This is a genomic window from Chthonobacter rhizosphaerae, from assembly GCF_013839525.1.
In the GTDB taxonomy this organism is placed as follows: domain Bacteria; phylum Pseudomonadota; class Alphaproteobacteria; order Rhizobiales; family Pleomorphomonadaceae; genus Chthonobacter; species Chthonobacter rhizosphaerae.
Map to the genome: position 1 here is coordinate 22,376 of NZ_JACDIS010000001.1, position 21,878 is coordinate 44,253.

Annotated in this window: 17 protein-coding genes; 12 read left to right on the top strand and 5 right to left on the bottom strand. The window is 69.2% G+C overall.

The window, feature by feature from the left end; translation table 11 throughout:
* Window positions 1-390: 390 nt before the first annotated feature.
* Window positions 391-1,632: a bifunctional glutamate N-acetyltransferase/amino-acid acetyltransferase ArgJ gene (gene argJ, locus HND91_RS00095; protein ID WP_181704488.1), complete on the bottom strand. Its 1,242-nt coding sequence runs from the start codon at window positions 1,630-1,632 to the stop codon at window positions 391-393.
* 196 nt (window positions 1,633-1,828) lie between these two features.
* Here argJ and HND91_RS23310 point away from each other — a divergent pair, with 196 nt between their 5' ends.
* Window positions 1,829-2,344: a DUF4365 domain-containing protein gene (locus HND91_RS23310; RefSeq protein WP_181704489.1), complete on the top strand. Its 516-nt coding sequence runs from the start codon at window positions 1,829-1,831 to the stop codon at window positions 2,342-2,344.
* 2 nt (window positions 2,345-2,346) lie between these two features.
* The gene (locus HND91_RS00105) at window positions 2,347-3,474 is read left to right on the top strand and encodes a hypothetical protein (RefSeq protein ID WP_181704490.1); all 1,128 of its coding nucleotides are present in this window, start codon (window positions 2,347-2,349) and stop codon (window positions 3,472-3,474) included.
* Between the two features lie 69 nt (window positions 3,475-3,543).
* Here HND91_RS00105 and HND91_RS00110 read toward each other — a convergent pair whose 3' ends face one another.
* A complete protein-coding gene (locus tag HND91_RS00110) occupies window positions 3,544-4,461 on the bottom strand; it encodes a peptidylprolyl isomerase (RefSeq protein WP_181704491.1) in 918 nt (305 codons plus the stop codon).
* Window positions 4,462-4,890: 429 nt separating this feature from the next.
* Between HND91_RS00110 and secA the strand changes: the two genes are divergently transcribed.
* The 4 genes from secA (at window position 4,891) to HND91_RS00130 (ending at window position 11,452) form a co-directional block, all read left to right on the top strand.
* Window positions 4,891-7,677, top strand: coding sequence for a preprotein translocase subunit SecA (gene secA / locus HND91_RS00115; protein ID WP_181704492.1), 2,787 nt, complete (start codon window positions 4,891-4,893; stop codon window positions 7,675-7,677).
* A 318-nt stretch (window positions 7,678-7,995) separates the two neighbouring features.
* The gene (locus HND91_RS00120) at window positions 7,996-8,844 is read left to right on the top strand and encodes an SDR family NAD(P)-dependent oxidoreductase (RefSeq protein ID WP_181704493.1); all 849 of its coding nucleotides are present in this window, start codon (window positions 7,996-7,998) and stop codon (window positions 8,842-8,844) included.
* A 236-nt stretch (window positions 8,845-9,080) separates the two neighbouring features.
* A complete protein-coding gene (rirA, locus tag HND91_RS00125; RefSeq protein WP_181704494.1) occupies window positions 9,081-9,545 on the top strand; it encodes an iron-responsive transcriptional regulator RirA in 465 nt (154 codons plus the stop codon).
* 656 nt (window positions 9,546-10,201) lie between these two features.
* Window positions 10,202-11,452, top strand: coding sequence for a pilus assembly protein TadG-related protein (locus tag HND91_RS00130; protein WP_181704495.1), 1,251 nt, complete (start codon window positions 10,202-10,204; stop codon window positions 11,450-11,452).
* A gap of 133 nt (window positions 11,453-11,585) precedes the next feature.
* Here HND91_RS00130 and typA read toward each other — a convergent pair whose 3' ends face one another.
* Window positions 11,586-13,412, bottom strand: coding sequence for a translational GTPase TypA (typA, locus tag HND91_RS00135; protein WP_181704496.1), 1,827 nt, complete (start codon window positions 13,410-13,412; stop codon window positions 11,586-11,588).
* A 319-nt stretch (window positions 13,413-13,731) separates the two neighbouring features.
* On the opposite strand from typA, the gene HND91_RS00140 reads away from it, so the two are divergent.
* Entirely contained in the window at window positions 13,732-14,202 is a 471-nt protein-coding gene (locus HND91_RS00140) for a MarR family winged helix-turn-helix transcriptional regulator (protein ID WP_181704497.1), read from the top strand.
* Window positions 14,199-15,404: a multidrug effflux MFS transporter gene (locus tag HND91_RS00145; protein ID WP_246329231.1), complete on the top strand. Its 1,206-nt coding sequence runs from the start codon at window positions 14,199-14,201 to the stop codon at window positions 15,402-15,404. Before HND91_RS00140 ends, HND91_RS00145 begins: the two co-directional genes overlap by 4 nt.
* Before the next feature lie 389 nt (window positions 15,405-15,793).
* Here HND91_RS00145 and HND91_RS00150 read toward each other — a convergent pair whose 3' ends face one another.
* Together HND91_RS00150 and HND91_RS00155 are read right to left on the bottom strand one after the other, a co-directional pair.
* Complete coding sequence (locus tag HND91_RS00150) at window positions 15,794-16,768, bottom strand: NADPH:quinone oxidoreductase family protein (protein WP_181704498.1); 975 nt, start codon at window positions 16,766-16,768, stop codon at window positions 15,794-15,796.
* A gap of 140 nt (window positions 16,769-16,908) precedes the next feature.
* On the bottom strand, window positions 16,909-17,280 hold the full coding sequence (locus tag HND91_RS00155; protein ID WP_181705160.1) for a YkvA family protein: 372 nt from the start codon (window positions 17,278-17,280) through the stop codon (window positions 16,909-16,911).
* A gap of 288 nt (window positions 17,281-17,568) precedes the next feature.
* On the opposite strand from HND91_RS00155, the gene HND91_RS00160 reads away from it, so the two are divergent.
* The 4 genes from HND91_RS00160 (at window position 17,569) to HND91_RS00175 (ending at window position 21,877) form a co-directional block, all read left to right on the top strand.
* The gene (locus HND91_RS00160; protein WP_181704499.1) at window positions 17,569-18,402 is read left to right on the top strand and encodes a phosphatase PAP2 family protein; all 834 of its coding nucleotides are present in this window, start codon (window positions 17,569-17,571) and stop codon (window positions 18,400-18,402) included.
* Between the two features lie 145 nt (window positions 18,403-18,547).
* On the top strand, window positions 18,548-19,765 hold the full coding sequence (locus HND91_RS00165) for an argininosuccinate synthase (protein ID WP_181704500.1): 1,218 nt from the start codon (window positions 18,548-18,550) through the stop codon (window positions 19,763-19,765).
* A gap of 128 nt (window positions 19,766-19,893) precedes the next feature.
* A complete protein-coding gene (locus HND91_RS00170) occupies window positions 19,894-21,009 on the top strand; it encodes a site-2 protease family protein (RefSeq protein WP_181704501.1) in 1,116 nt (371 codons plus the stop codon).
* 226 nt (window positions 21,010-21,235) lie between these two features.
* A complete protein-coding gene (locus HND91_RS00175; protein WP_181704502.1) occupies window positions 21,236-21,877 on the top strand; it encodes a LysE family translocator in 642 nt (213 codons plus the stop codon).
* Window position 21,878: the final 1 nt, after the last annotated feature.

The window sequence follows — 21,878 nt, forward strand, 5'->3', positions numbered from 1 at the left end:
TCGGGGATGTGGGGGCGACGGGGCGGGATCGCGGGAGGCGGAGGTGGGGGTGTGGTGGGGGCGTGGGAGAGGGGCGGTTGTCCCCGGGAAGTGTCGCGGCGGGCGGGCGGGAGGCGTGGGTGGTCCGCCTGCGCGGACCATGACGAGTGCGGTGGCAGGGCGGGCGGAGCGGTCGTCAAGTCCGCGCGGTGGTGTTGCCCGCGCCCGTCATGGTCCGCGAACGCGGACCACCCATGCATAAGGTGGGGACAGGCCCGAGCGGCGGAACTTGGGGCGGGCCGGCGGGAGGCGTGGGTGGTCCGCCTGCGCGGACCATGACGAGTGCGGTAGCCGGGCGGGCGGAGCGGTCGCGGGCTGGCGGGAGGCATGGGGAGGCCGGGAGCCCCCCCCTCAGCTCCGGTAGTCCCCGTTGATGGCGACGTATTCCTTAGTCAGGTCGCAGGTCCAGACCGTGGCCGCGCCCTCGCCGAGGCCGAGGTCGACGCGGATGCGGATGTCCTGCTTCTTCATCTCGGCGCTGGCGGCGGCTTCGGAATAGCCGGCGTCGCGCTCGCCCTCCACGGCGACGCGGGTGTCGCCGAACCAGATGGCGAGGCGGTCGCGGTCGGCGGGCTCGCCGGCCTTGCCGACGGCCATGACGATGCGGCCCCAGTTGGCGTCCTCGCCGGCGATGGCGGTCTTCACCAGCGGCGAGTTGGCGATGGAGAGGCCGATGCGCCGGGCGGAGGCGTCGCTGGCGGCGCCGGTGACGGCGATCTCCACGAACTTGGTGGCGCCCTCGCCGTCCTTGACGACCAGGTGGGCGAGCTCCTTCAGGAGATCGTGGAGCGCGGCCCGGAAGCCCTGGAGGCGCGGATCGTCCGCCGCCTCGATGCGCGGCGCGCCGCGGCCGGCGGCCTTCTGAGTGGCGAACAGGATCAGCGTGTCGGACGTGGAGGTGTCGCTGTCCACCGTGATGGCGTTGAACGAGGTCTCCACCCCGGCCGACAGGAGCGCCTGCAGGACCGGCGCGGCGATCGGCGCGTCGGTGAACACGAAGGACAGCATGGTGGCCATGTCGGGCGCGATCATGCCGGCGCCCTTGGCGATGCCGTTGATCGTGACCGGCACGCCGCCGAGGTCCACCGTGCGGGTGGCGACCTTCGGGAAGGTGTCCGTCGTCATGATGGCCTTGGCCGGCTCGATCCACGGCGTGGCGGCGAGCCGCCCGGCCGCCTCGTCCAGCACCGCGCCGAACTTGCCCGGATCGAGCGGCTCGCCGATCACGCCCGTGGAGGCGAGGAAGACCGTGGCCGGATCGATGCCGAACACCCGCGCCACGTGATCGGCGGAGATCCGCACCGTCTCGCGGCCCTTCCGGCCCGTGAAGGCGTTGGCGTTGCCGGAGTTGACGAGGAGCGCTCGGGCGCGGCCCTGGGAGAGGTTCTGCCGGCACCACTCCACCGGGGCGGACGGGCACTTGGACCTCGTGAACACGCCCGCCACCTCCGTGCCCTCGTCGAGAGCCACGATCAGCACGTCCGTGCGGTTGCGATACTTGATCCCCGCCTCGGCGGTGGCGAACCGCACGCCCTCGATGGCGGGCGCGTCAGGCGTGGAGGTGGGCGCGAGCGGGGAGACGGCGTGGGCCATGGGACGGGTCCGGACGGAGAGGCGCGCGCGGGCGCGCGACGCGGGGGAATGGATGCCGGAGGGTTTTGGGGGATGGGCGGGGGGAAGGCAAGGGGGATGGGGGAACAGTTGAGAGAGAACGGAATCTATACGCACTTTTAACGTGCTTAGAACACAATGGTAACCATCGAGCGTAAAGCCGCTGAGAGTTCGACCATTGATTACACGAGAGCATACGCAGGAAGCACTGTCTTGGGCACATGTCCATGCTTTGGCAGGGCGTGCTGGGGTTAATGTTGAACGAGCCACTCTCGACTATGGAATAGATGGTACATTCTGGCCCGTGAAAAAGATCAAAGAAAAGCTGATTCAGAATGGTCATCCGATTGTTTTTCAGATAAAATCTACAACAAAATGGACCTTAACTGAATCAGACGTCGTATACGACTTAGATGCCCGAGCTCATGTAGCACTTACTAGTCGAGAGCCTAGCGAGCCGATGGCCATACTGATCCTCTTATGCCTACCCCAAGACGACAATCTTTGGTATAGGCTAACAGAGAAAGCTTTGTTTTTGCGGAATTGCTGTTTTTGGATGGCTTTCAATGAACCACCCACTCAGAATGCTTCAAGCATACGCATTAGAATACCGAGATCAAATATCCTCGATCCTCAAGCATTGCGAGCGCTACTGACGAAAGCCCGCGCACAGGCCTTAGAGGAGCCTTGTTGATCATGCGACATATGTCGTCAGTGATTTCACTAGGCGCACTCAAGCGCTATCTGATTTCTAAGGGATGGCAGTTTCGTCAACTTCGCAATGGAGTTGAATTGTATTCCTTTGGCGAATATAACGACGCAATTGAGATCGTTCTACCACCCAACTACAGGTCGAGTAACGTACAGACCAGGATATCCGGCGCAATAAAAACCTTAAGCGCAGTTGAAAACTGCTCGGAAGACAATGTTGTGCAGCGAATATCGACTATCGGCGTCGATAAGTTTGTCACGATCTTTCCAAATAGCGCCGTAATGAATGCTAGCATACGCATGCGAGACGCCAACGAGTTTGTAAAGAGAGCATTCCGCTTTTTGATATCATCAGCGCATGCTGAACTAAACAACGAACCATACTATACTACTGCGTCGAGTGCAGCAGTTCAATTTGCCGAGAAGTGCAGATTCGGCCACACTTTCTCTGGGAGCTTCGGATTGGTTGTAGAGGCCCCGGTTGGCCCTCAAACGCTCGCCTCAGCAAGCCTAGCGCTACGCGCGCCACCCCTCGAACGCCGAGTAATGACACGACTTGCAAGAGGCCTTCAGATCGTAAGCGAAGCAGTGCAGCACGGAGAACCCGAGATAATTGTGAATAAATATAAGGAAGGCCTGAATGCGAATGCTTGTGAAGAGCTTATGGCTATCGTTGATCTTCCGAAAGGAAGCAAAATGGGTTTTCAGGTTTTATTCTCCCCTGAATGGGGCGAACCGTCAGTAATCAACGCCTATGAGACTCTGTTTCTATCGCAGAGCGATAGCTCGAGGATTCTTAAACAGGCAGCGGTCAAACTCAGGTCTGTCAATATAACTACAGAAGATGGCATACGGGGAAGAGTGATAACATTGCACTCCCCGATCGATCCGACACAAATTGATACGCCAGGGCAACGCTCGGCCGTGGTCGAATGGATAACAGAAGAATTTGGAAAACGAAGAGTTCGAATAGGACTGAGTCCAGAGGATTATCTAAAAGCAGTAGAAGCTCATGTATCAGGAAAAGAAATCTCTGCATTTGGAAAAATTGAAAAAAAGGGGCACTGGCGATTGGAGGGCAGCCGAGATCTCCGTATAATCTCCACACAGTAATGCCGGCGAGCACGCATGCGCTCGCCGGGTAACAGCTGTCTAAACAGCGATGCCAAACCTCTGTTTGACTCACTCCGGCTTCGGAGCGCCCCCTGCCGCCGGCGCACCCTCGGCCGGGGCCGCGCCCGGGGCAGCCGCCGGAGCCTCGGCGGCCTGATCCAGTCGCTCCACCTTCGCCTTGCCCTTGAGGTCGCCGAGGACTTCCTGGAACTTCTCGCGCTGGACCACGGAGGCCACCTGCTCGCGCACCTCCTCGAAGGTGGGGGCGGGCTGGGTGCGCTTCTCGTCGGTCTTGATCACGTGCCAGCCGAACTGGCTCTGCACCGGGTCCTTGGTGTAGGCGCCCGGCTGCAGCGCGAAGGCGGCCGTCTCGAACTCCGGCACCATCTGGCCCTTGGTGAAGAAGCCGAGGTCGCCGCCGTTGACCTTGGAGCCGGGATCCTGCGACTTCTCGGCCGCGATCTTGGCGAAGTCGGCGCCGCCGTCCAGATCCTTGATGATGGCGCGGGCCTCCTCCTCGGTCTTCACGAGGATGTGACGGGCCTTCACCTCCTCGGGCGCCTCGTAGCCGGCGAGGTCCTTCTCGTAGCGGGCCTTCAGCTCCTCGTCGGTGACGGCGCCCTGCACCTTCTCCTCGATATAGGTGTTGCGCAGCGCCTGGGCCGACAGGAAGGACATGCGGTCCTTGAACTTCTGGCTCTGGTCGAGGCCGTCCGCCTTGGCGGCGTCGGCGATCACGTGCATGTCGATGAGGGCGTCGAGCACGATGGTGCGGCGGGCGGCCTCGGGCACCTGGGCGAGCTGCTCGCCGAAGACGTCGAGGGCGAGGTCGACCTCGGTCTTGGTGATGTCCTTGCCGTTGACGCGGGCGAGCACGTCGCCCTCCTGCGCGGCGGCGGGGGCGAGCGCCAGCACGCCGGCCACCAGCGCCGTGGAGGCGAGGCTCGCGGCCCGGCGGGCGATGGCCCGGGTGTTCAGGATCTGCATGGGAAGGTTTCCTCTTGCCTTGTCGTGTCGCGGATGCCGGGGCTTCGCCCGGCTTTCGCGGTGTGTCGGTCCCGCCAGGGGCGGGCGTGCGATGGCATGCCCCCGCCCGGCCGCCTCCCCTCTTCCGTCGGCCGCCGGACGTCTCGGCTTCGGCGTATAGCGCGGCTCTGGGGCGCGGGGAAGGCGGAACGTTGACAAGGCCGGGGTCCCCTCTTAGGTAGGGTCGGGCCCCTGACGCGGGTGGCCGGGCCGCTGACCGGCCCGCCGCCGACGCCACGACGGGGGCCGGCGCTCCCGCCGCCGACGGCTTCCGCCCCTGACGGCGCGGGACCGGTTTGACGACGACGGACGTTCGTTATCAAGCGGGTCTTCCGCTCGCCGCCGCATCCGGCGCGGGCGCCAGAACCCCGTCAGGAAGGATTGGCTGCCATGGTCGGCTTCGGCGCGCTGGCGCGCAAGCTGTTCGGTTCGGCGAACGACCGCCGGGTCAAGGGTTACAGGCCGCGGGTGGCCGCCATCAACGCGCTGGAGAGCGAGGTCCAGGCCCTCTCCGACGACCAGCTGAAGGCGCGCACGGCGGATTTCCGCCAACAGCTCGCCAACGGGGCGGATCTGGACGACCTCCTGGTGCCGGCCTTCGCCACCGTGCGCGAGGCGGCCCGGCGCGTGCTCGGCCAGCGGCACTTCGATGTGCAGCTGATCGGCGGCATGGTGCTCCACGAGGGCGCCATCTCGGAGATGAAGACCGGCGAGGGCAAGACGCTCGTCGCGACGCTCGCCACCTATCTGAATGCCCTGCCCGGCAAGGGCGTCCACGTGGTGACGGTGAACGACTACCTCGCCCGCCGCGACGCGGAGTGGATGGGGCGGGTCTACGGCTTCCTCGGCCTCTCCACCGGCATCATCGTGCACGGCCTCTCCGATCCGGAGCGGCGCGCGGCCTACGCCTGCGACATCACGTACGCGACCAACAACGAGCTCGGCTTCGACTACCTGCGCGACAACATGAAGTACCAGCGCGACCACATGGTCCAGCGCGGGCATCATTACGCCATCGTCGACGAGGTGGACTCCATCCTGGTGGACGAGGCGCGCACGCCGCTGATCATCTCCGGCCCGCTGGACGACCGCTCGGAGTTCTACAACACCATCGACACCTTCATCCCGGGCCTGGAGCCCGGCGACTACGAGGTGGACGAGAAGCAGCGCACGGCCATCTTCACCGAGGCCGGCACCGAGAAGCTGGAGGCGCGCCTGAAGGCCGCCGGACTTCTGAAGGGCGGCGCGCTCTACGACGTGGAGAACGTCTCGGTCGTCCACCACATCAACCAGGCGCTGCGCGCCCACCGGCTGTTCCAGCGGGACAAGGATTACATCGTCAAGGGCGACGAGGTGATCATCATCGACGAGTTCACCGGCCGCATGATGCCGGGCCGCCGCTATTCGGACGGCCTGCACCAGGCGCTGGAGGCGAAGGAACACGTCCGGATCCAGCCGGAGAACCAGACGCTCGCGTCGATCACCTTCCAGAACTACTTCCGCATGTACGGCAAGCTCGCCGGCATGACCGGCACCGCCTCCACGGAAGCGGACGAGTTCGCCGACATCTACGGCCTGGAGGTGGTGGAGATCCCGACCCACCGGCCGGTCGCCCGCCAGGACGACGACGACGAGGTCTACCGGACGGTCGAGGAGAAGTACAAGGCGATCATCGAGACCATCAAGGAGGCCAAGGCCAAGGGCCAGCCGGTCCTGGTGGGCACCACCTCGATCGAGAAGTCCGAGACGCTGGCCACCATGCTGACGAGGGCCGGCTTCAAGCAGAAGTCGTTCGACGTGCTCTACGACGGCGACCAGGGCCACGCGGACGAGATGGTCTTCCAGGTGCTGAACGCCCGCTACCACGAGCAGGAGGCCTTCATCATCAGCCAGGCCGGCGTGCCGGGCGCGGTGACGATCGCCACCAACATGGCCGGCCGCGGCACCGACATCCAGCTCGGCGGCAACGCCGACATGCGCATCGCCCGCGAGCTCGCCGACGTGCCGCCCGGACCGGAGCGCGACGCGCGCGAGCAGAAGATCCGCGAGGACATCGCCCGGCTGAAAGAGAAGGCGCTGGCCGCCGGCGGCCTGTTCGTGATCGGCACCGAGCGCCACGAGAGCCGGCGCATCGACAACCAGCTGCGCGGCCGCTCCGGCCGCCAGGGCGACCCGGGCCATTCGCGCTTCTACCTGTCGCTCCAGGACGACCTGATGCGCATCTTCGGCTCCGACCGCATGGACGGCATGCTGCAGAAGCTGGGCCTGAAGGACGGCGAGGCCATCATCCACCCGTGGATCAACCGGGCCCTGGAGAAGGCGCAGCAGAAGGTCGAGGCGCGCAACTTCGACATCCGTAAGAACCTTCTGAAGTTCGACAACGTGATGAACGACCAGCGCAAGGTGGTCTTCGAGCAGCGCATCGAACTGATGACCGACGAGAACGTGTCGGAGACGGTGGCGGAGATGCGCCACGACGTCATCGCCGACCTCGTTGCCAAGCACATCCCCGAGAACGCCTACGCGGAACAGTGGGACGTGGAGGGCCTCGCCCGCGAGGTGCGGGAGACGCTGAACCTGGACCTGCCCGTGGCCGACTGGGCCAAGGAGGAGGGCATCGCCGACGAGGAGATCGAGGAGCGCCTGAAGAAGGCCTCCGACGAGGCCTTCACGGCGCGCGAGGAGCGCTTCGGCACGGACGTGATGCGGCAGGTGGAGAAGGCGATCCTGCTCCAGACGCTCGACAACCTGTGGCGCGAGCACCTGGCCCACCTGGACCACCTGCGCTCGGTGATCGGCTTCCGCGGCTACGGCCAGCGCGACCCGCTGAACGAGTACAAGACCGAGGCCTTCACGCTGTTCGAGGCGCTGCTGGCGCAGCTCCGGCAGGCGACCACGGCCCAGCTGATGCGCGTTGAGCTCGTCCAGCGGGACGCCCCGCCGGCGCCGACCTTCGACGACGCCGGCATGGCGCCCCACCACCTGGACCCGGTGACCGGCGAGGACGAGTTCGCCCTCGCGGCCGCCCCGATGCTGGCGACCGTGTTCGACGAGGAGGGCCGCGCCCCCGCCCGCAACCCCGCCGACCCGTCCACCTGGGGCAACGTCGGCCGCAACGAGCCCTGCCCGTGCGGCTCGGGCAAGAAGTTCAAGCACTGCCACGGCCAGTTCGTCTGAGCCGGGCGGGGCGAGAGGACCAGGGGCGGCACGGCGAGGCGCCGCCCTTTTTCGTTGGCGGCGGGTGTGGCGCCCGGACCGTCACATGGCGAAGGGCGGGGCCGGAGCGGATGCGGGCCGATCCGCCGCGATGCGGGTGGGGACGCGGACGGCTGGATCCCGGCTTTCGCCGGGATGACGGGCGAGGGGCGGCCGACGGCTCTTCGCTTCGAAATGGACCGGGCCGGGCCGGGATCGCTTCTCCGCTTCGGCGGTTGACGGGGGAAGCGTCGGGCGGTCATCGTCCGGCCGTCGTCACACCCGCATCGGAGCGCGCCCATGGCCACCCATCCCGCCTTCACCACGGACGGCGTCGCCGTCGTCACCGGCGCGGCGAGCGGCATCGGCCGCGCGGCGGCGGAGCGGTTCGCGGGCCTTGGCCTGAAGGTGGCGCTCGCCGACGTGAACGAGCCCATGCTGGAGGAGGCCCGCGCGGCGGTGGCGGCGCTTGCGGGCGGCGACGACCGGGTGATCGCCGTGCCGACGGACGTGTCGGACCGGGCGGCCCTGGTGGCCTTGCGCGACGCCGTGGAGGCGCGCCTCGGCCCCGCCACCGTGCTGATGCCGAACGCCGGCCGGGAAGGCGGCGGCGGGCTGTTCGCGGACCCGATCCGCTGGACCGAGACCATCGGCACCAACCTCTTCGGCGTCGTGAACGCCATCCAGGCTTTCGTGCCCGGCATGATGGAGCGGGGCGAGCCCGGCGCCGTGATCGTGACCGGGTCCAAGCAGGGCATCACCACGCCACCCGGCGACACCGCCTACAACGTCTCAAAGGCCGGCGTGAAGGTGGTGACCGAAGCGCTGGCGCACGACCTGCGCAGCCGCGAGGGATGCCGCGTGACCGCGCACCTCCTGATCCCGGGCTTCACCTTCACCGGTTTCACCCGCGTGCGGACGTCCGTAAAGCCCGACGCGGCGTGGACGCCCGAACAGGTGATCGACTTCATGATGGAGGCTGTGGACCGCGGCGACTTCTACATCCTCTGCCCGGACAACGACGTGACCCGCCCCATGGACGAGAAGCGCATGCGCTGGGCCATGGACGACGTGATCGAGAACCGCCCCGCCCTGTCGCGCTGGCACCCGGACTATGCGGACGCGTTCGCGGCATGGATGAAGGGGTGAGACCACCAGGCATGAAAGAGCGACGCCCCGCGACGATGGCGAAATGCTTAGGGGCCGCCGTCGCGGACCATGACGGGAGAGGATGGGGCTCGCCGGGACGTTACTCCCGCGTCGACGTGGTCGAGGCCTGCACCACGTTCCCGTCCGCCTTCACAATCGAGCCCTCAGCGGCCTTCGCACTCTTTAGAACGACTCAAACCTTGACCCGGCGGGCGGAGTGACCTTATCTGGGGACCATGCGGCTCACTCAGCAAACCAACTATTCCGTCCGGATCCTGCTCTACTGCGCGGCCAATCCCGATCGGCCGAGCCGGGTGGCGGATATCGCGTCGAGTTTCGAGATGTCGGAGACGCATCTCTTCAAGATCCTGAAGGTCCTGGTCGACGCCGGCTTCATCCGCACCATTCGGGGGCGGAACGGCGGCATCATGCTGGGGAAGCCGGCGGAGGAGATCCGGATCGGCGCCGTGGTGCGGGCGGCCGAGGAGAACTTCATCCTGGCCGACTGCTTCGACGAGGGCGCGCACAATTGCCCGCTCACCATGAGCTGCGAGTACAACCGGATCCTGCGGGAGGCCCTCGGCGCCTTCTTCAGCGTGCTGGATCGCTATACGATCGCGGACGTCGCCAAGGAGCGCCCCGACCTGCGCTTCCTGCTCGGGATCGAGGACACCGTCCGCGCGCCGGCCGGCACCGCCTGATCGACGTCAGACCCATCGGAGCCGACATGCGGCCCGCCCGTCCGAAGGACGCGGCGGGCTTTTTCGTGCGCGACGGGATCAGCGGGACGGTCGGCCCGTCCCGAAGCCTGCGGCGGGGCTCTTCGTGCGCCGAAGGGCCGCGAGACGCCGAGGGCTGGGCGGCCGGGCGGCCGGTCGGCGGGCGCGAGCCCCGGCAGTCGGGGGGCAGACGGGGCGGGGCTGGTGCGAGAGGCTCCGGTGGGCGCCGGATGAGAAACCGCTCGCCGTCGCCGGCCGGACCGGCGCTTCCAAAGCCGGCTCAGGATGTGGCGCGGGATGTGCGGAGGGCGTTAGGACGGTCTTCACGGTGCCGCCAGTCGAGCGTCGTCGCCGCTAACGAAAAGCTGGACAGGCCGACGCATCCGGCGCCGCTTCGCCGGCATCCGAAATTCAGGCGGCACGGCACGAAGATTTGACGAGGCCGGACCCGCCCGGCGGGCGGGCGGCCGGGGCATGAAGCCTCCTTCGTTTTCAACGACATGGACCCGGTCCGCGCGTTTACCCTGACAAGAAAGCCGATGGCTCCGTTTTGTGTCAAATGCAATCGGCGGGCGAAACCTGCTGGAGAGATCCTGGGCGGCACCCTGTTCATAGTCCGTTAGGACGGGGCAGAGGCAATGATTCAGTCGATCCTTCGTTTCATCAAAGAGAAGCGCGGCAACGTGCTCATTCCGTTTTCGCTCGGCATGCCGGTGCTGATGGGCGCGGGCGGCCTTTCGGTGGACGTGTCGCTCTGGGTGGACCAGAGGGCGGCCCTGCAGGCGGCAGCCGACAGCGCGGCGCTCGCCGCCGCCGGCGTGCTCCTGAAAGCGGACGGCACCACGGACACGGAGGCGAAGGCCAAGGCCGTCGCCTCCGCCTTCGCGGCTGCCAACACCGCCGGCCGGGAGGTGGACGTGACCGTGGACGTCGCCACCCGGTCGGCCACCGTGACGGTGCGCGAACCGGCCAAGAAGGTGTTCGCGTCCCTCTTCGGCGTGTCGGACTTCGCGCTCGCGGCGGACAGCCACGCGGTGATCAGCGAGCGGCGGGACGGCCGCACCTGCGTGCTGGCGCTGGACCCGGCCGCCAAGACCGGCGTGCTGATCACCGGCAGCGCCACCTTCGACGCGCGCGGCTGCACCGTGTGGTCGAACTCCACCTCCGACACGTCGGTGACCATCGGCGGCTCGGCGCAGGTGACGGTGACGAAGCTGTGCGCGGCCGGCAAGGTGTCGGTGAACGGCACCTCCGCTTCGATCACCGGCGCCCTGATGGCGGGCTGCAAGCAGCAGGCCGACCCGCTGGCGAACTGGCTGGCGCCGACCGGCACCCACTGCTCCAAGAACGCCAAGGGCACCCAGATCAACCAGGGCGACGTGACCCTGTCCCCCGGCACCTATTGCGGCGGCCTTTCAGTGACGGCCTCGGGCAAGGTGACGCTGCTGCCGGGCATCTACGTCATCGACGGCGGCCCGCTGAAGATCACCGCGGACGGCGACGTGTCGGGCGACGGCGTCGGCCTCTACATGACCGGCAAGCAGGCCACCGCGGACATTTCCGGCCAGGGAACGGTGCGCCTGAAGGCCGCTTCCTCCGGCGCCATGGACGGCATCGTGCTCGCCTCCAACCGGGCGGACGTGGGCAACTACGCGAGCCGCATCGCCGGCGGCGCCGTGGTGGAACTCGCGGGCACCACCTACCTGCCGAACCAGGACTTCGTCTGGCGCGGCAACAGCCGCAGCCTGGACCCGACCAGGATCACCCAGGTGATCGCCAAGACCGTGGACATCGCCGGCACCACGTCCATCCTCTACGAGGCCGACTTCGAGAGCGAGGACTACGCGCCCGTGCTGACCGTGCAGCCGGACGTGTACCTGGGCCACTGAGGGGCGCGGGCCGGAGGCGGGACCCCGGCGGTCGGGGCTTGCGATCGAGGGCTGAGATCGGAACCGGGCATGAAAAAAGGCCGCCGGAGCATCGCCCCGGCGGCCTTTTCGCAGTCTCGACGCCCCTGTCGGATCAGGCGGCGGCGCCGGCGCGCTCGGCGCGCTTGCGGTCGTTCGGGTCGAGGATGGCCTTGCGCAGGCGGATCGACTTCGGCGTGACCTCGACGAGCTCGTCGTCCTGGATCCAGGACAGCGCGCGCTCCAGCGTCATGCGGATCGGCGGGGTGAGGCGGACGGCCTCGTCCTTGCCGGCGGCGCGCACGTTGGTGAGCTTCTTGCCCTTGAGGACGTTGACCTCAAGGTCGTTCTCGCGGTTGTGCTCGCCGACGATCATGCCCTGGTAGACCTTCCAGCCGGGCTCGATCATCATCGGGCCGCGGTCTTCCAGGTTCCAGAGCGCGTAGGCCACCGCCTCGCCCGCCTCGTTGGCGATGAGCACGCCGTTGCGGCGGCCGGCGATGTCGCCCTTGTAGGGGGCGTAGGCGTGGAACAGGCGGTTCATGATCGCCGTGCCGCGCGTGTCGGTCAGGAGTTCCGACTGGTAGCCGATGAGGCCGCGGGTCGGCGCGTAGAAGACGAGCCGTTGGCGGTTGCCGCCGGACGGGCGCATCTCGATCATGTCGGCACGGCGCTCGGACATCTTCTGGACGACCACGGAGGAGAACTCCTCGTCCACGTCGATCACCACCTCCTCGATCGGCTCCAGGGTGTCGCCGGTCGCCTCGTCCTTCTGGTAGACGACGCGCGGACGGGACACGGCGAGCTCGAAGCCCTCGCGGCGCATGGTCTCGATGAGGACGGCAAGCTGGAGTTCGCCGCGGCCGGAGACGAAGAACGAGTCCTTCTCGGCGCTCTCCTCGATCTTCAGCGCCACGTTGCCCTCGGCCTCGCGGAGCAGGCGGTCGCGGATCATGCGGCTCGTGACCTTGTCGCCCTCGGTGCCGGCGAGCGGCGAGTCGTTGACGATGAACGACATGGTGACGGTCGGCGGGTCGATCGGCTGGGCGGCGAGCGGCTCGGTCACCTCCGGCGCGCAGAAGGTGTCGGCCACGGTGCCCTTCACGAGGCCCGCGATGGCCACGATGTCGCCGGCCTCGCCGAGCTCGATCGGCTGGCGCTCCAGGCCGCGGAAGGCCAGGATCTTGGACACGCGGCCCTGCTCCACGACCGAGCCGTCCTGCGCCAGCACCTTGATGGTCTGGTTCGGCTTGACGGTGCCGGCGGTGATGCGGCCGGTGATCATGCGGCCGAGGAAGGGATTGGCCTCCAGGAGGGTGCCGATCATCTTGAACGGCGCGCCGTCCTCCACGGTCGGCTCCGGCACGTGGCGGAGGACGAGGTCGAACAGCGGCGTCATGCCCTGGTCCTGCGGACCCTCCGGGCTCTCGGCGAACCAGCCGTTGCGGCCGGACCCGTAGAGAATCGGGAAGTCGAGCTGCTCGTCGGTGGCGTCCAGGTTGGCGAAGAGGTCGAACACCTCGTTGATGACCTCCTGGGCGCGGGCGTCCGAGCGGTCCACCTTGTTGATCACCACGATGGGCCTGAGGCCCACCTTCAGCGCCTTGCCGACCACGAACTTGGTCTGCGGCATCGGGCCCTCGGCGGCGTCGACGAGCACGATCGCGCCGTCCACCATGTTGAGGATGCGCTCCACCTCGCCGCCGAAGTCGGCGTGGCCCGGCGTGTCGACGATGTTGATGCGCGTGTCCTTCCAGACCACCGAGGTCGCCTTGGCGAGGATAGTGATGCCGCGCTCCTTCTCCAGGTCGTTGCTGTCCATCACGCGCTCGGCGACGCGCTGGTTCTCGCGGTAGGAGCCGGACTGCTTCAGGAGTTCGTCGACGAGAGTGGTCTTGCCGTGGTCGACGTGCGCAATGATGGCGATGTTGCGAAGTTTCATGAGCTGTCCGGGAGCGAAAATGGGAGACGGCCCGGGGAATGCACTCGACCGGGCCGTCCTATTGCGGCGCACTATACGAATCATTGTGTCAGGAGCAAGAAGATCTCGTCACAATGGGCGCAATTGCCGCTTGAACGCGCGTGCGGCGGCGACCGAAAGAGCCGACCCGGGCCTTGGCGAGCCCGCGCGGCGGACGGCGTGGCGGGCCGGCCGGCGGGTGTCGCGGCGACGGCGGACACGCCCGGACACGACCAGGGCGACGCCTTGACAACGCCCTCGGGGGCGTCATCTGTAAGGAAACCTTACGGTCGAGCCCCCCATGCCCCTACAGGACGAACCTCTCGGCTTCATCGTGGTGGACGTGGCGCGGCTGTTCCGCCAGCGGTTCGAGGCGGCGCTCGCCGAGGCCGGCCTCGGCGTGACGCCCGGCGAGGCGCGCACGCTCTATCACGTGGTGACCTACGGCCCGGTCCGCCAGAGCCTTCTCGCCGGACGGCTGGCGGTGGAGCCGATGACCCTGGTCGGCACCCTGGACCGGCTGGAACGGGCCGGGCTCGTCGCCCGCATGCCGGACCCGGGCGACCGGCGCGCCAAGCGGGTGACCGCCACGGCGGCGGCGGACGCGCTCTATCCCCGGATCCACCAGGTGGCGCTGACCGTGCGGGCGGAGGCGACCGCCGGGCTCGACCCCGAGGACGTGGACCGGCTGCGCGCCACGCTCTCGGCCATGCGGCGCAACCTCGACGGTGGCGACGGATCGGCGCCGTCCGACGAGGGAGCCGGCGGATGACCGCCCATCCCCAGATGCAGGCGACCGCGCCCGCCTTGTCGGAGCGGGCCACCTCCGCCTTCGGCGCCATGCTGGTCGCCATCGGGCCGATCTCCATGGCGCTCTACACCCCCGCCATGCCCACCCTGGTGGCCGCCTTCGGCACCTCCATGGGCGCCGTGAAGGCGACGCTGACCGCCTATTTCGCCGGCTTCGCCCTCGCCCAGCTCGTCTGCGGGCCCTTGTCGGACGGCTATGGGCGCAGGCGCGTGGTGATCGGCTTCCTGGCGCTCTACGTGGCCGCGAGCCTTCTGGCCCTCCTCGCCCCGACGGTGGAATGGCTGCTCGCCGCCCGCTTCGTGCAGGGCGTCGGCGCCGCGGCCGGCGTCGCCATCTCCCGGGCGATCGTGCGCGACAGCTTCACCGGCCAGCAGTCGGCCCGGATCATGAACACGATCGGGATCTGGCTGGCGGTCGGCCCGGCCCTGTCGCCGACCATCGGCGGGATCCTGCTCCAGCTGTTCGGCTGGCAGGCCATCTTCGCCAGCATGGTGGTCTACGGGGCAGCGCTCCTGGCGGTGGTGGCCCTCCTGATGCCGGAGACGAACCGGGCGCCGGATCCGGCCCGCGCCCGCCCGGCGGGGCTGCTCGCCGCCTACCGGACCCTCCTCGCCGACCGGCGCTTCCTGCGGCCGAGCCTGGTGGTGGGCCTCACCATCGGGGGCCTCTACGCCCTCGGCACCATGCTGCCCTTCGTGCTGATCGACCGGGTGGGCCTGTCGCCGACGGCGTTCGGCCTCGGCATGATGGTGCAGTCGGTCTCCTTCATCACCGGCGGGATCGTGACCCGGCGGCTCCTGACGCGCCTGGACGCCGGCCGGCTGGTGATGCCGGGCCTCGCGCTCTGCGCCCTCGGCGGCGTGATGCTGTTCGCCTCGCTGACGCTGCTCGAACCGACCTTCCTCGGCATCATGGGGCCGGTCGGCGTGTTCGCCTTCGCGCTCGCCCTGTTCATGCCGGCGATGACCACCGACGGCCTCGCGCCCTTCCCCCACATGGCCGGCGCCGCCGCCGCCCTGATGGGCTTCCTCCAGATGGGCGGCGGCTTCGCGGGCTCCGCCGTGGCGGCGACCTTCGCGGATCCGGTGACCGCCCTGGCCACGGTGGTGCCGACCATGACCGTGGTGGGGCTGGCGTTGGCGATGGGGCTGCGCAAGGGGTGAGGCGGGGATCGGGAAGGCTGCGAGGCGGGGGAGATCGGGCCGTCATGCCGGTGGATGGGGTGGACCGGTGGGGGGCGGTTGGCCGGGATGCTGCGGATTGGCTGGAACGGCTGCGGATTGGTCGGTTGGCTTCCCGAAACAGCGGCGGAGCGGGTGGCGGGGGCGGAGCGCGAACAGCGGCGGAGCGGGTGGCGGAGCGGAGCGCGAACAGCGGCGGAGCGGGTGGCGGAGCGGAGCGCGAACAGCGGCGGAGCGGGTGGCGGAGCGGAGCGCGAAACAGCGGCCGAGCGGGTGGCGGGGGCGGGGCGCGAGATAAGGGCGACGTGCGGGGCGGGGCGCGGGGCGTGGGCGAGGTGACGGGTTTGGGTGGTGTGGCTTTCGGGAAGCCTTTACGGGGTCAGGACCACTTTGCCGCGGACGCGGCGGCCGGCGATTTCGTCGAGGGCTTCGGCGGCGCGGTCCAGCGGGTAGCGGGCGTGGATGGTGGGGGTGAGGCGTCCGTCGGCGACCGCGTCGAGGAGCCAGCGGGTGTTGGCCACGTGGCCGGCCGGGTCGCGCTTGGTCCAGGCGCCCCAGTGGACGCCGACCACGTCGATCGACTTCAGGAGGACGAGGTTGAGGGCGAGGCGCGGGATGTCGCCGCCCGCGAAGCCGACGACCAGATAGCGGCCGCCCCAGGCGGTGGCCCGGACCAGCGGGTCCACCAGATCCGCCCCGACCGCGTCGTAGACCACGTCCGCCCCGGCGTCGCCGGTGAGCGTCTTCACGCGCTCCTTCGGGTCCTCCGAGGAGAGGTCGATCACCGCCTCGGCGCCGAGCGCCAGCACGCCCGCGGCCTTCTCGGCTGAGCCGACCACGCCGATCACCCGCGCGCCCATCAGCCGGCCGATCTCCACCGCCGCCTGGCCGACGCCGCCGGTGGCGCCGGTGACCACGAGCCAGTCGCCGGGCTGGAGGCGGCCGCGGTCCTTCAGGGCGTGGACCGTGGTGCCGTAGGCCACGATGAGGCCCGCCGCGACCTCCGACGGCACCGCCTCGGGCACGGGCACCAGATCGGCCGCCGGGACCACCACCTTTTCCCGCGCCGCGCCGTGGCCCGTGTAGGCGCAGACCCGATCGCCGAGCGAGACGCCGGTGACGCCCTCGCCGAGGGCCGCGACCGTTCCGGCGCATTCGGCGGAGGGCGAGAAGGGCCGCGGCGGCTTCACCTGATAGCGATCGGCGATGATCAGCGTGTCCATGAAGTTGAGCGCCGCCGCCTCCACGGCGACCACCACCTCGCCGGGGCCGGGCACCGGCTCGGGCAGGGTCTCCACGACGAGCGTGTCGGGACCGCCGGGGGCGTGGGAGAGGACGGCGCGCATGGGGCTGGGACTCCGGGACCGAGGACGGACGCGAGAGTGCTGAGGACGACGGCGGTTGTCGACCGGGAGGTAAGTCGCAGGGGACCGCGACCCGCCGAACCCCGGCGCCAGCGCCGGCCCGCCTCGCCGATCCGCGCCCGTCAGACCTTCCTGGCGTCGTCCTTCAGCGCCTCGCGGGCGGCCTGCCGGTGTTCCTCGGTGATGTTGGAGCGCACCATCGCGATGGCGGCGGCCAGCACGGTCACGTCGTCGGTGAAGCCGAGACCGAGGAGGAAGTCCGGCACCACGTCGAACGGCACCACGAAATAGGCGAGCGCGGCCAGGAGGGTTGCCCGCACGCGGGTGGGCGTCTTCGGGTCGAGGGCGCAGTAGTAGGCGGCCACGACCTCGTCGAACAGCGGAATGGACCGGGCCGCCTTCTTGGCCACACGCCAGAAGTCGCGGCGCACGCGGGTCTCCCGCTCGCCCTCCGGGCCGATGATCTCCGGGTCGTCGTAGTGGCGCGTCGCCATCGTGGGGGCCTCGCTCATGCCGTTGCGGTCGTTCGGCGAACCGGGCTCGGGTCCGTCCGGTTCCAACATGGGTCGGCCCGCCGCTCCCTGCAAGGCGCGCGGGGCTGGGCGCGGGGCGCCCGGGAGCGGTGGCCGGGCGCGCGTGAGCGGTGGCGAGGACGCCCTCGCGCGCGGCTCTTTCGCGCCCCTTGGCGACGGCACCCGCGGAAGGGTACAAGGCGGCGGCTCCGGTCCGGCTTCCGGCCGGGCCGGACGACCGACGCGCCGCTTCAGGCCTGGAGACCCCGCTTGTCCCACCCCGCCGGCCCGAACCCCGCCACCTCCGGCGTCCGCCGGCTGACGGCGGTCGCGGTCCGCTACCCCGTCCGCTTCACCCTGGCGGCGACCCTCGTCCTCAGCCTTCTGCTCGTGCTCGTCCCGGACCTCGACCTTGCCGTCAGCGGCCTCTTCCACGTGGAGGGGCAGGGCTTTCCGGCGGCGCGGGTCGCCGTTCTGGAGGAGTTCCGCCGGCTCGGCCAGGCGGTGGTGGCCGGGGTCGCCGTCCTGGCGGTCCTGTCGCTCCTCGTGCCGCTCCTCGCCTCCGGGGCGCGCTTCCTGCTGCCGCCGCGCGCGGCGCTCTTCCTGGTCGCCACGCTGGCGCTCGGGCCGGGCCTCCTCGTCAACACCATCCTGAAGGACAACTGGGGCCGCGCCCGGCCCCGCAACGTGGTGGAGTTCGGCGGCGACCTGCCGTTCACGGGTCCGTGGGCCATGGTCGGCCACTGCGACAGCAACTGCTCGTTCGTATCGGGCGAGGCCTCGTCGGCCATCTTCCTCCTCGCCCTCGCGCTCGTCGTGCCGGCCGGCTGGCGCAAGCCGGTGGCGATCGGAACGCTCCTCTTCGCCGCCGCCCTCTCGGCCAACCGCATCGCCTTCGGCGGCCATTTCCTCTCCGACGTGCTGATCGCCTGGCTCCTCACGCTTCTCGTCATGCTGCTCGTCCACGGGGCGGTCTACGGCCCCGGGAGCCGGCTGACCGACGCGGCGATCGCCGGCGCGCTCGGCCGGACGGGCGACGCCCTGAAAGCGTTTCTCGCCCGCCGCGCCGGGGCGGTCCGCCGCTTCGTCGCGCTGTTCCGGTGAGGGCTTTCCCGGCGCTTGCGCGGCCCGCCAATCCGATTAAAAGTGCCGGCCGATCGGCGGGGGCCAGGCTCTCGCGACCGACAACGCACCATCGGCGACGAGGCGCCCCGGCCGGATCCGGGCGGACGCCTCCTTCGGAGACACCATGCGCAAGGGCGACATCAAGAAGGTCGTGCTCGCTTACTCGGGCGGCCTCGACACCTCCATCATCCTGAAGTGGCTGCAGACGGAGCTCGGCGCGGAGGTCGTCACCTTCACCGCAGACCTCGGCCAGGGCGAGGAGCTGGAGCCCGCGCGCCGGAAGGCCGAGATGCTGGGCATCAAGGAGATCCACATCGAGGACGTGCGCGAGGAGTTCGTGCGCGACTTCGTGTTCCCGATGTTCCGCGCCAACGCGGTGTACGAGGGCGTCTACCTGCTCGGCACGTCCATCGCCCGGCCGCTCATCTCCAAGCACCTGATCGAGATCGCCAGGAAGACCGGCGCGGACGCCATCGCCCACGGCGCCACCGGCAAGGGCAACGACCAGGTGCGGTTCGAGCTCTCCGCCTACGCGCTCAACCCGGACATCAAGATCATCGCGCCCTGGCGCGACTGGTCGTTCAAGAGCCGCACGGACCTCCTGGAGTTCGCCGAGAAGCACCAGATCCCGGTCGCCAAGGACAAGAAGGGCGAGGCGCCCTTCTCGGTGGACGCCAACCTCCTGCACTCCTCCTCGGAAGGCAAGGTGCTGGAGGATCCGGCCGTGGAGGCGCCCGAATACGTCCACATGCGGACGATCTCGCCGGAGGCCGCGCCCGACAAGGCGACCGTCATAAAGGTGGGCTTCGAGAAGGGCGACGCAGTCTCGATCAACGGCGAGCGCCTGTCGCCGGCGACGCTGCTCGCCCGGCTCAACGACTACGGCCGCGACAACGGCATCGGCCGCCTCGACCTCGTGGAGAACCGCTTCGTCGGCATGAAGAGCCGCGGCGTCTACGAGACGCCCGGCGGCACCATCCTGCTGGCCGCCCACCGGGCCATGGAGAGCATCACCCTCGACCGCGGCGCCGCCCACCTGAAGGACGAGCTGATGCCGCGCTACGCGGAGCTCATCTACTACGGCTTCTGGTTCTCGCCGGAGCGCGAGATGCTGCAGGCGCTGATCGACAGGAGCCAGGAGCACGTGGAGGGCGAGGTGACGCTGAAGCTCTACAAGGGCAACGTCATGGTGATCGGCCGGGAAAGCCCGAAGAGCCTCTATTCCTCGACCCTCGTCACCTTCGAGGACGACCAGGGCGCCTACGACCAGAAGGACGCCGCCGGCTTCATCAAGCTCAACGCGCTCCGGCTGCGGACGCTGGCCAAGCGGAACCGGGGCTGAGGCCCGGCCGGACCTTGCCGACCATCCGAGGCCGTCCGGATCTTCCGGGCGGCCTTTCCGCTTCCTACGTTCGACATATGTCGCCGGTATACCCGTCCAGCGACGCCCGCCAAGGAAGCGCCCCGCCCATGTCCTGGTCCATCCCCCTCGGACGCGTGTTCGGATCGGAGATCCGGATCCATCTCACCTTTCTGATCCTCCTCCTCTGGATCGGCTTCGCGTCCTACGCCCAGGGCGGACAGGCGGCGGCGATCGACGGCGTGCTGTTCATGATCGCGGTGTTCGCCTGCGTGACGCTCCACGAGCTCGGCCACGCGGTGGCGGCGCGACGCTACGGCATCGAGACGCCGGACATCACGCTCCTGCCGATCGGCGGCCTCGCGCGGCTCGCCCGCATGCCGGAGAAGCCCGGCGAGGAGATGGTGATCGCCATCGCGGGTCCGCTCGTGAACGTGGCGATCGCCGCGATCCTGATGCTGGTGGGCGCGCAGCTCGATCCCGGCGCCCTCGCGGCGGTGGAGGAGCCGCAGGCGTCCTTCATCGACCGGCTGGCGGCGGTGAACGTGTTCCTGGTGCTCTTCAACCTGATCCCGGCCTTCCCGATGGACGGCGGGCGCGTGCTCCGGGCGCTGCTCGCCCTGAAGCTCGGCCGGCGGCGCGCGACCGAGATCGCCGCCGCCATCGGCCAGGGCGTCGCCTTCGTGTTCGGCGCCATGGGGCTCTTCGGCGGCAACGCCATCCTGGTCTTCATCGCGATCTTCGTCTATCTCGCCGCCTCCGCCGAGGCGGGCCAGACCGGCCTGATGGAGCGGGCGCGCAAGATGCGCGTGTCCGAGGCCATGATCCGCTCGTTCGAGAGCCTGACGCCGACCGATACGGTGGACACCGCCGCCGACGCGCTCATCCGCACCACCCAGCGGGAGTTCCCGGTTGTGGACGGCGGCGGGCGCCTGCGCGGCTTCCTTTCGCGCGACGCCATGATCCGCGCCCTCAAGGCCACCGGCCCGGCGACGCCGGTGCTGGAGGCCATGACGGCGGACGTACCGGCGGTGCGGCCGGGCGACTGGCTGGAGGTGGCGCTGCGACTGATGGGCGAGAAGGAGATCCCGCTCGCCGCCGTGCTCGACACCGAGGGCCGGCTCGTCGGCTACGTCAGCCAGGAGAACGTGGCCGAGCTGATGATGCTGGACGCGGCCGACTGGAAGAGCGGTTCGGCCCGGATCGCCACGCGGCCCTGGGGCTGAGGCGCGCCGGCCTTCGCTCCGGTCCCGGCGTCGGGGCGCGGCGACGGGACCGGGGGGACGGGACTTGGGCGGCGGGACCGGGGGGACGGGACCGGGGCCGGCGATCGCGCGGACGGCGGCCGCGAGCCTGCGTGACGAGCCGCCGCCCGCCCGTCAACGCCCTCTTGACCGGTGAGCGCACATCGCATCCCATACGGTAGATTCCTCCTGATCGGCGCGCCCTCCGTTGACCCTTCCGCTCCTCGTCTCCGCCTTCCTCGCCGCCATGGCCTACATCCTCACGCCCGGGCCGGCCTTCCTGGCCCTTCTCGGCATCGGCGCCGGACAGGGCCGGCGCGCGGGGGCGCGCTTCATCGCCGGCCACCTGGCCGGCGACCTCGTCTGGTCGGGGCTCGCGCTCGTCGCCATCGTGGGGGCGAAGACCGTCGGCACCCTGGTGTTCGACGTGCTCGGCCTCGCCTGCGGCCTCTATCTGGCGTGGATCGGCTGGTCCGCCCTCACGGCAAAGCCGCGGGCGCCCGGCGAGGCGCTCGTCACCGTGGAGCGGCCGCTCACCCGCGGGCTCGTGTTCGGCCTCACCAACCCGAAGGGCTACCCGGTGGCGCTCGCCACCTTCACGGCCCTCCTCGCCGGCTCGGCGGACGCGCTGACCTTCTCGGCCCTGCCGGTCCTCCTCGCCGCCTCCCTGGTGGGCTTCCTGGTGGCCGACGTCATCCTCGTCGGCATCATCGGGGCGGGCGTGGTGCGCCGTTTCTACCGGCGGCACGAGCACGCCATCGTGCGCCTCTCCGGCCTCCTCTTCTGCGGCTTCGCCCTCCAGGCCGTCTGGCACGCCACGCCGGGCCTCCTCGGCCTTCGCCGCGCCTGAA

What these genes read in the sequence shown, in the direction of transcription:
- HND91_RS00150 (WP_181704498.1), bottom strand. Translation starts at nt 16,768, where the DNA reads ATGCGCGCCGTCCTCTCCCACGCCCCCGGCGGTCCCGACACGCTCGTC.
- HND91_RS00120 (WP_181704493.1), top strand. Translation starts at nt 7,996, where the DNA reads ATGGCCACCCATCCCGCCTTCACCACGGACGGCGTCGCCGTCGTCACC.
- rirA (WP_181704494.1), top strand. Translation starts at nt 9,081, where the DNA reads ATGCGGCTCACTCAGCAAACCAACTATTCCGTCCGGATCCTGCTCTAC.
- argJ (WP_181704488.1), bottom strand. Translation starts at nt 1,632, where the DNA reads ATGGCCCACGCCGTCTCCCCGCTCGCGCCCACCTCCACGCCTGACGCG.
- HND91_RS00170 (WP_181704501.1), top strand. Translation starts at nt 19,894, where the DNA reads ATGTCCTGGTCCATCCCCCTCGGACGCGTGTTCGGATCGGAGATCCGG.
- HND91_RS00130 (WP_181704495.1), top strand. Translation starts at nt 10,202, where the DNA reads ATGATTCAGTCGATCCTTCGTTTCATCAAAGAGAAGCGCGGCAACGTG.
- HND91_RS00105 (WP_181704490.1), top strand. Translation starts at nt 2,347, where the DNA reads ATGCGACATATGTCGTCAGTGATTTCACTAGGCGCACTCAAGCGCTAT.
- HND91_RS00110 (WP_181704491.1), bottom strand. Translation starts at nt 4,461, where the DNA reads ATGCAGATCCTGAACACCCGGGCCATCGCCCGCCGGGCCGCGAGCCTC.
- HND91_RS00140 (WP_181704497.1), top strand. Translation starts at nt 13,732, where the DNA reads ATGCCCCTACAGGACGAACCTCTCGGCTTCATCGTGGTGGACGTGGCG.
- secA (WP_181704492.1), top strand. Translation starts at nt 4,891, where the DNA reads ATGGTCGGCTTCGGCGCGCTGGCGCGCAAGCTGTTCGGTTCGGCGAAC.
- HND91_RS00165 (WP_181704500.1), top strand. Translation starts at nt 18,548, where the DNA reads ATGCGCAAGGGCGACATCAAGAAGGTCGTGCTCGCTTACTCGGGCGGC.
- typA (WP_181704496.1), bottom strand. Translation starts at nt 13,412, where the DNA reads ATGAAACTTCGCAACATCGCCATCATTGCGCACGTCGACCACGGCAAG.
- HND91_RS00155 (WP_181705160.1), bottom strand. Translation starts at nt 17,280, where the DNA reads ATGGCGACGCGCCACTACGACGACCCGGAGATCATCGGCCCGGAGGGC.
- HND91_RS00145 (WP_246329231.1), top strand. Translation starts at nt 14,199, where the DNA reads ATGACCGCCCATCCCCAGATGCAGGCGACCGCGCCCGCCTTGTCGGAG.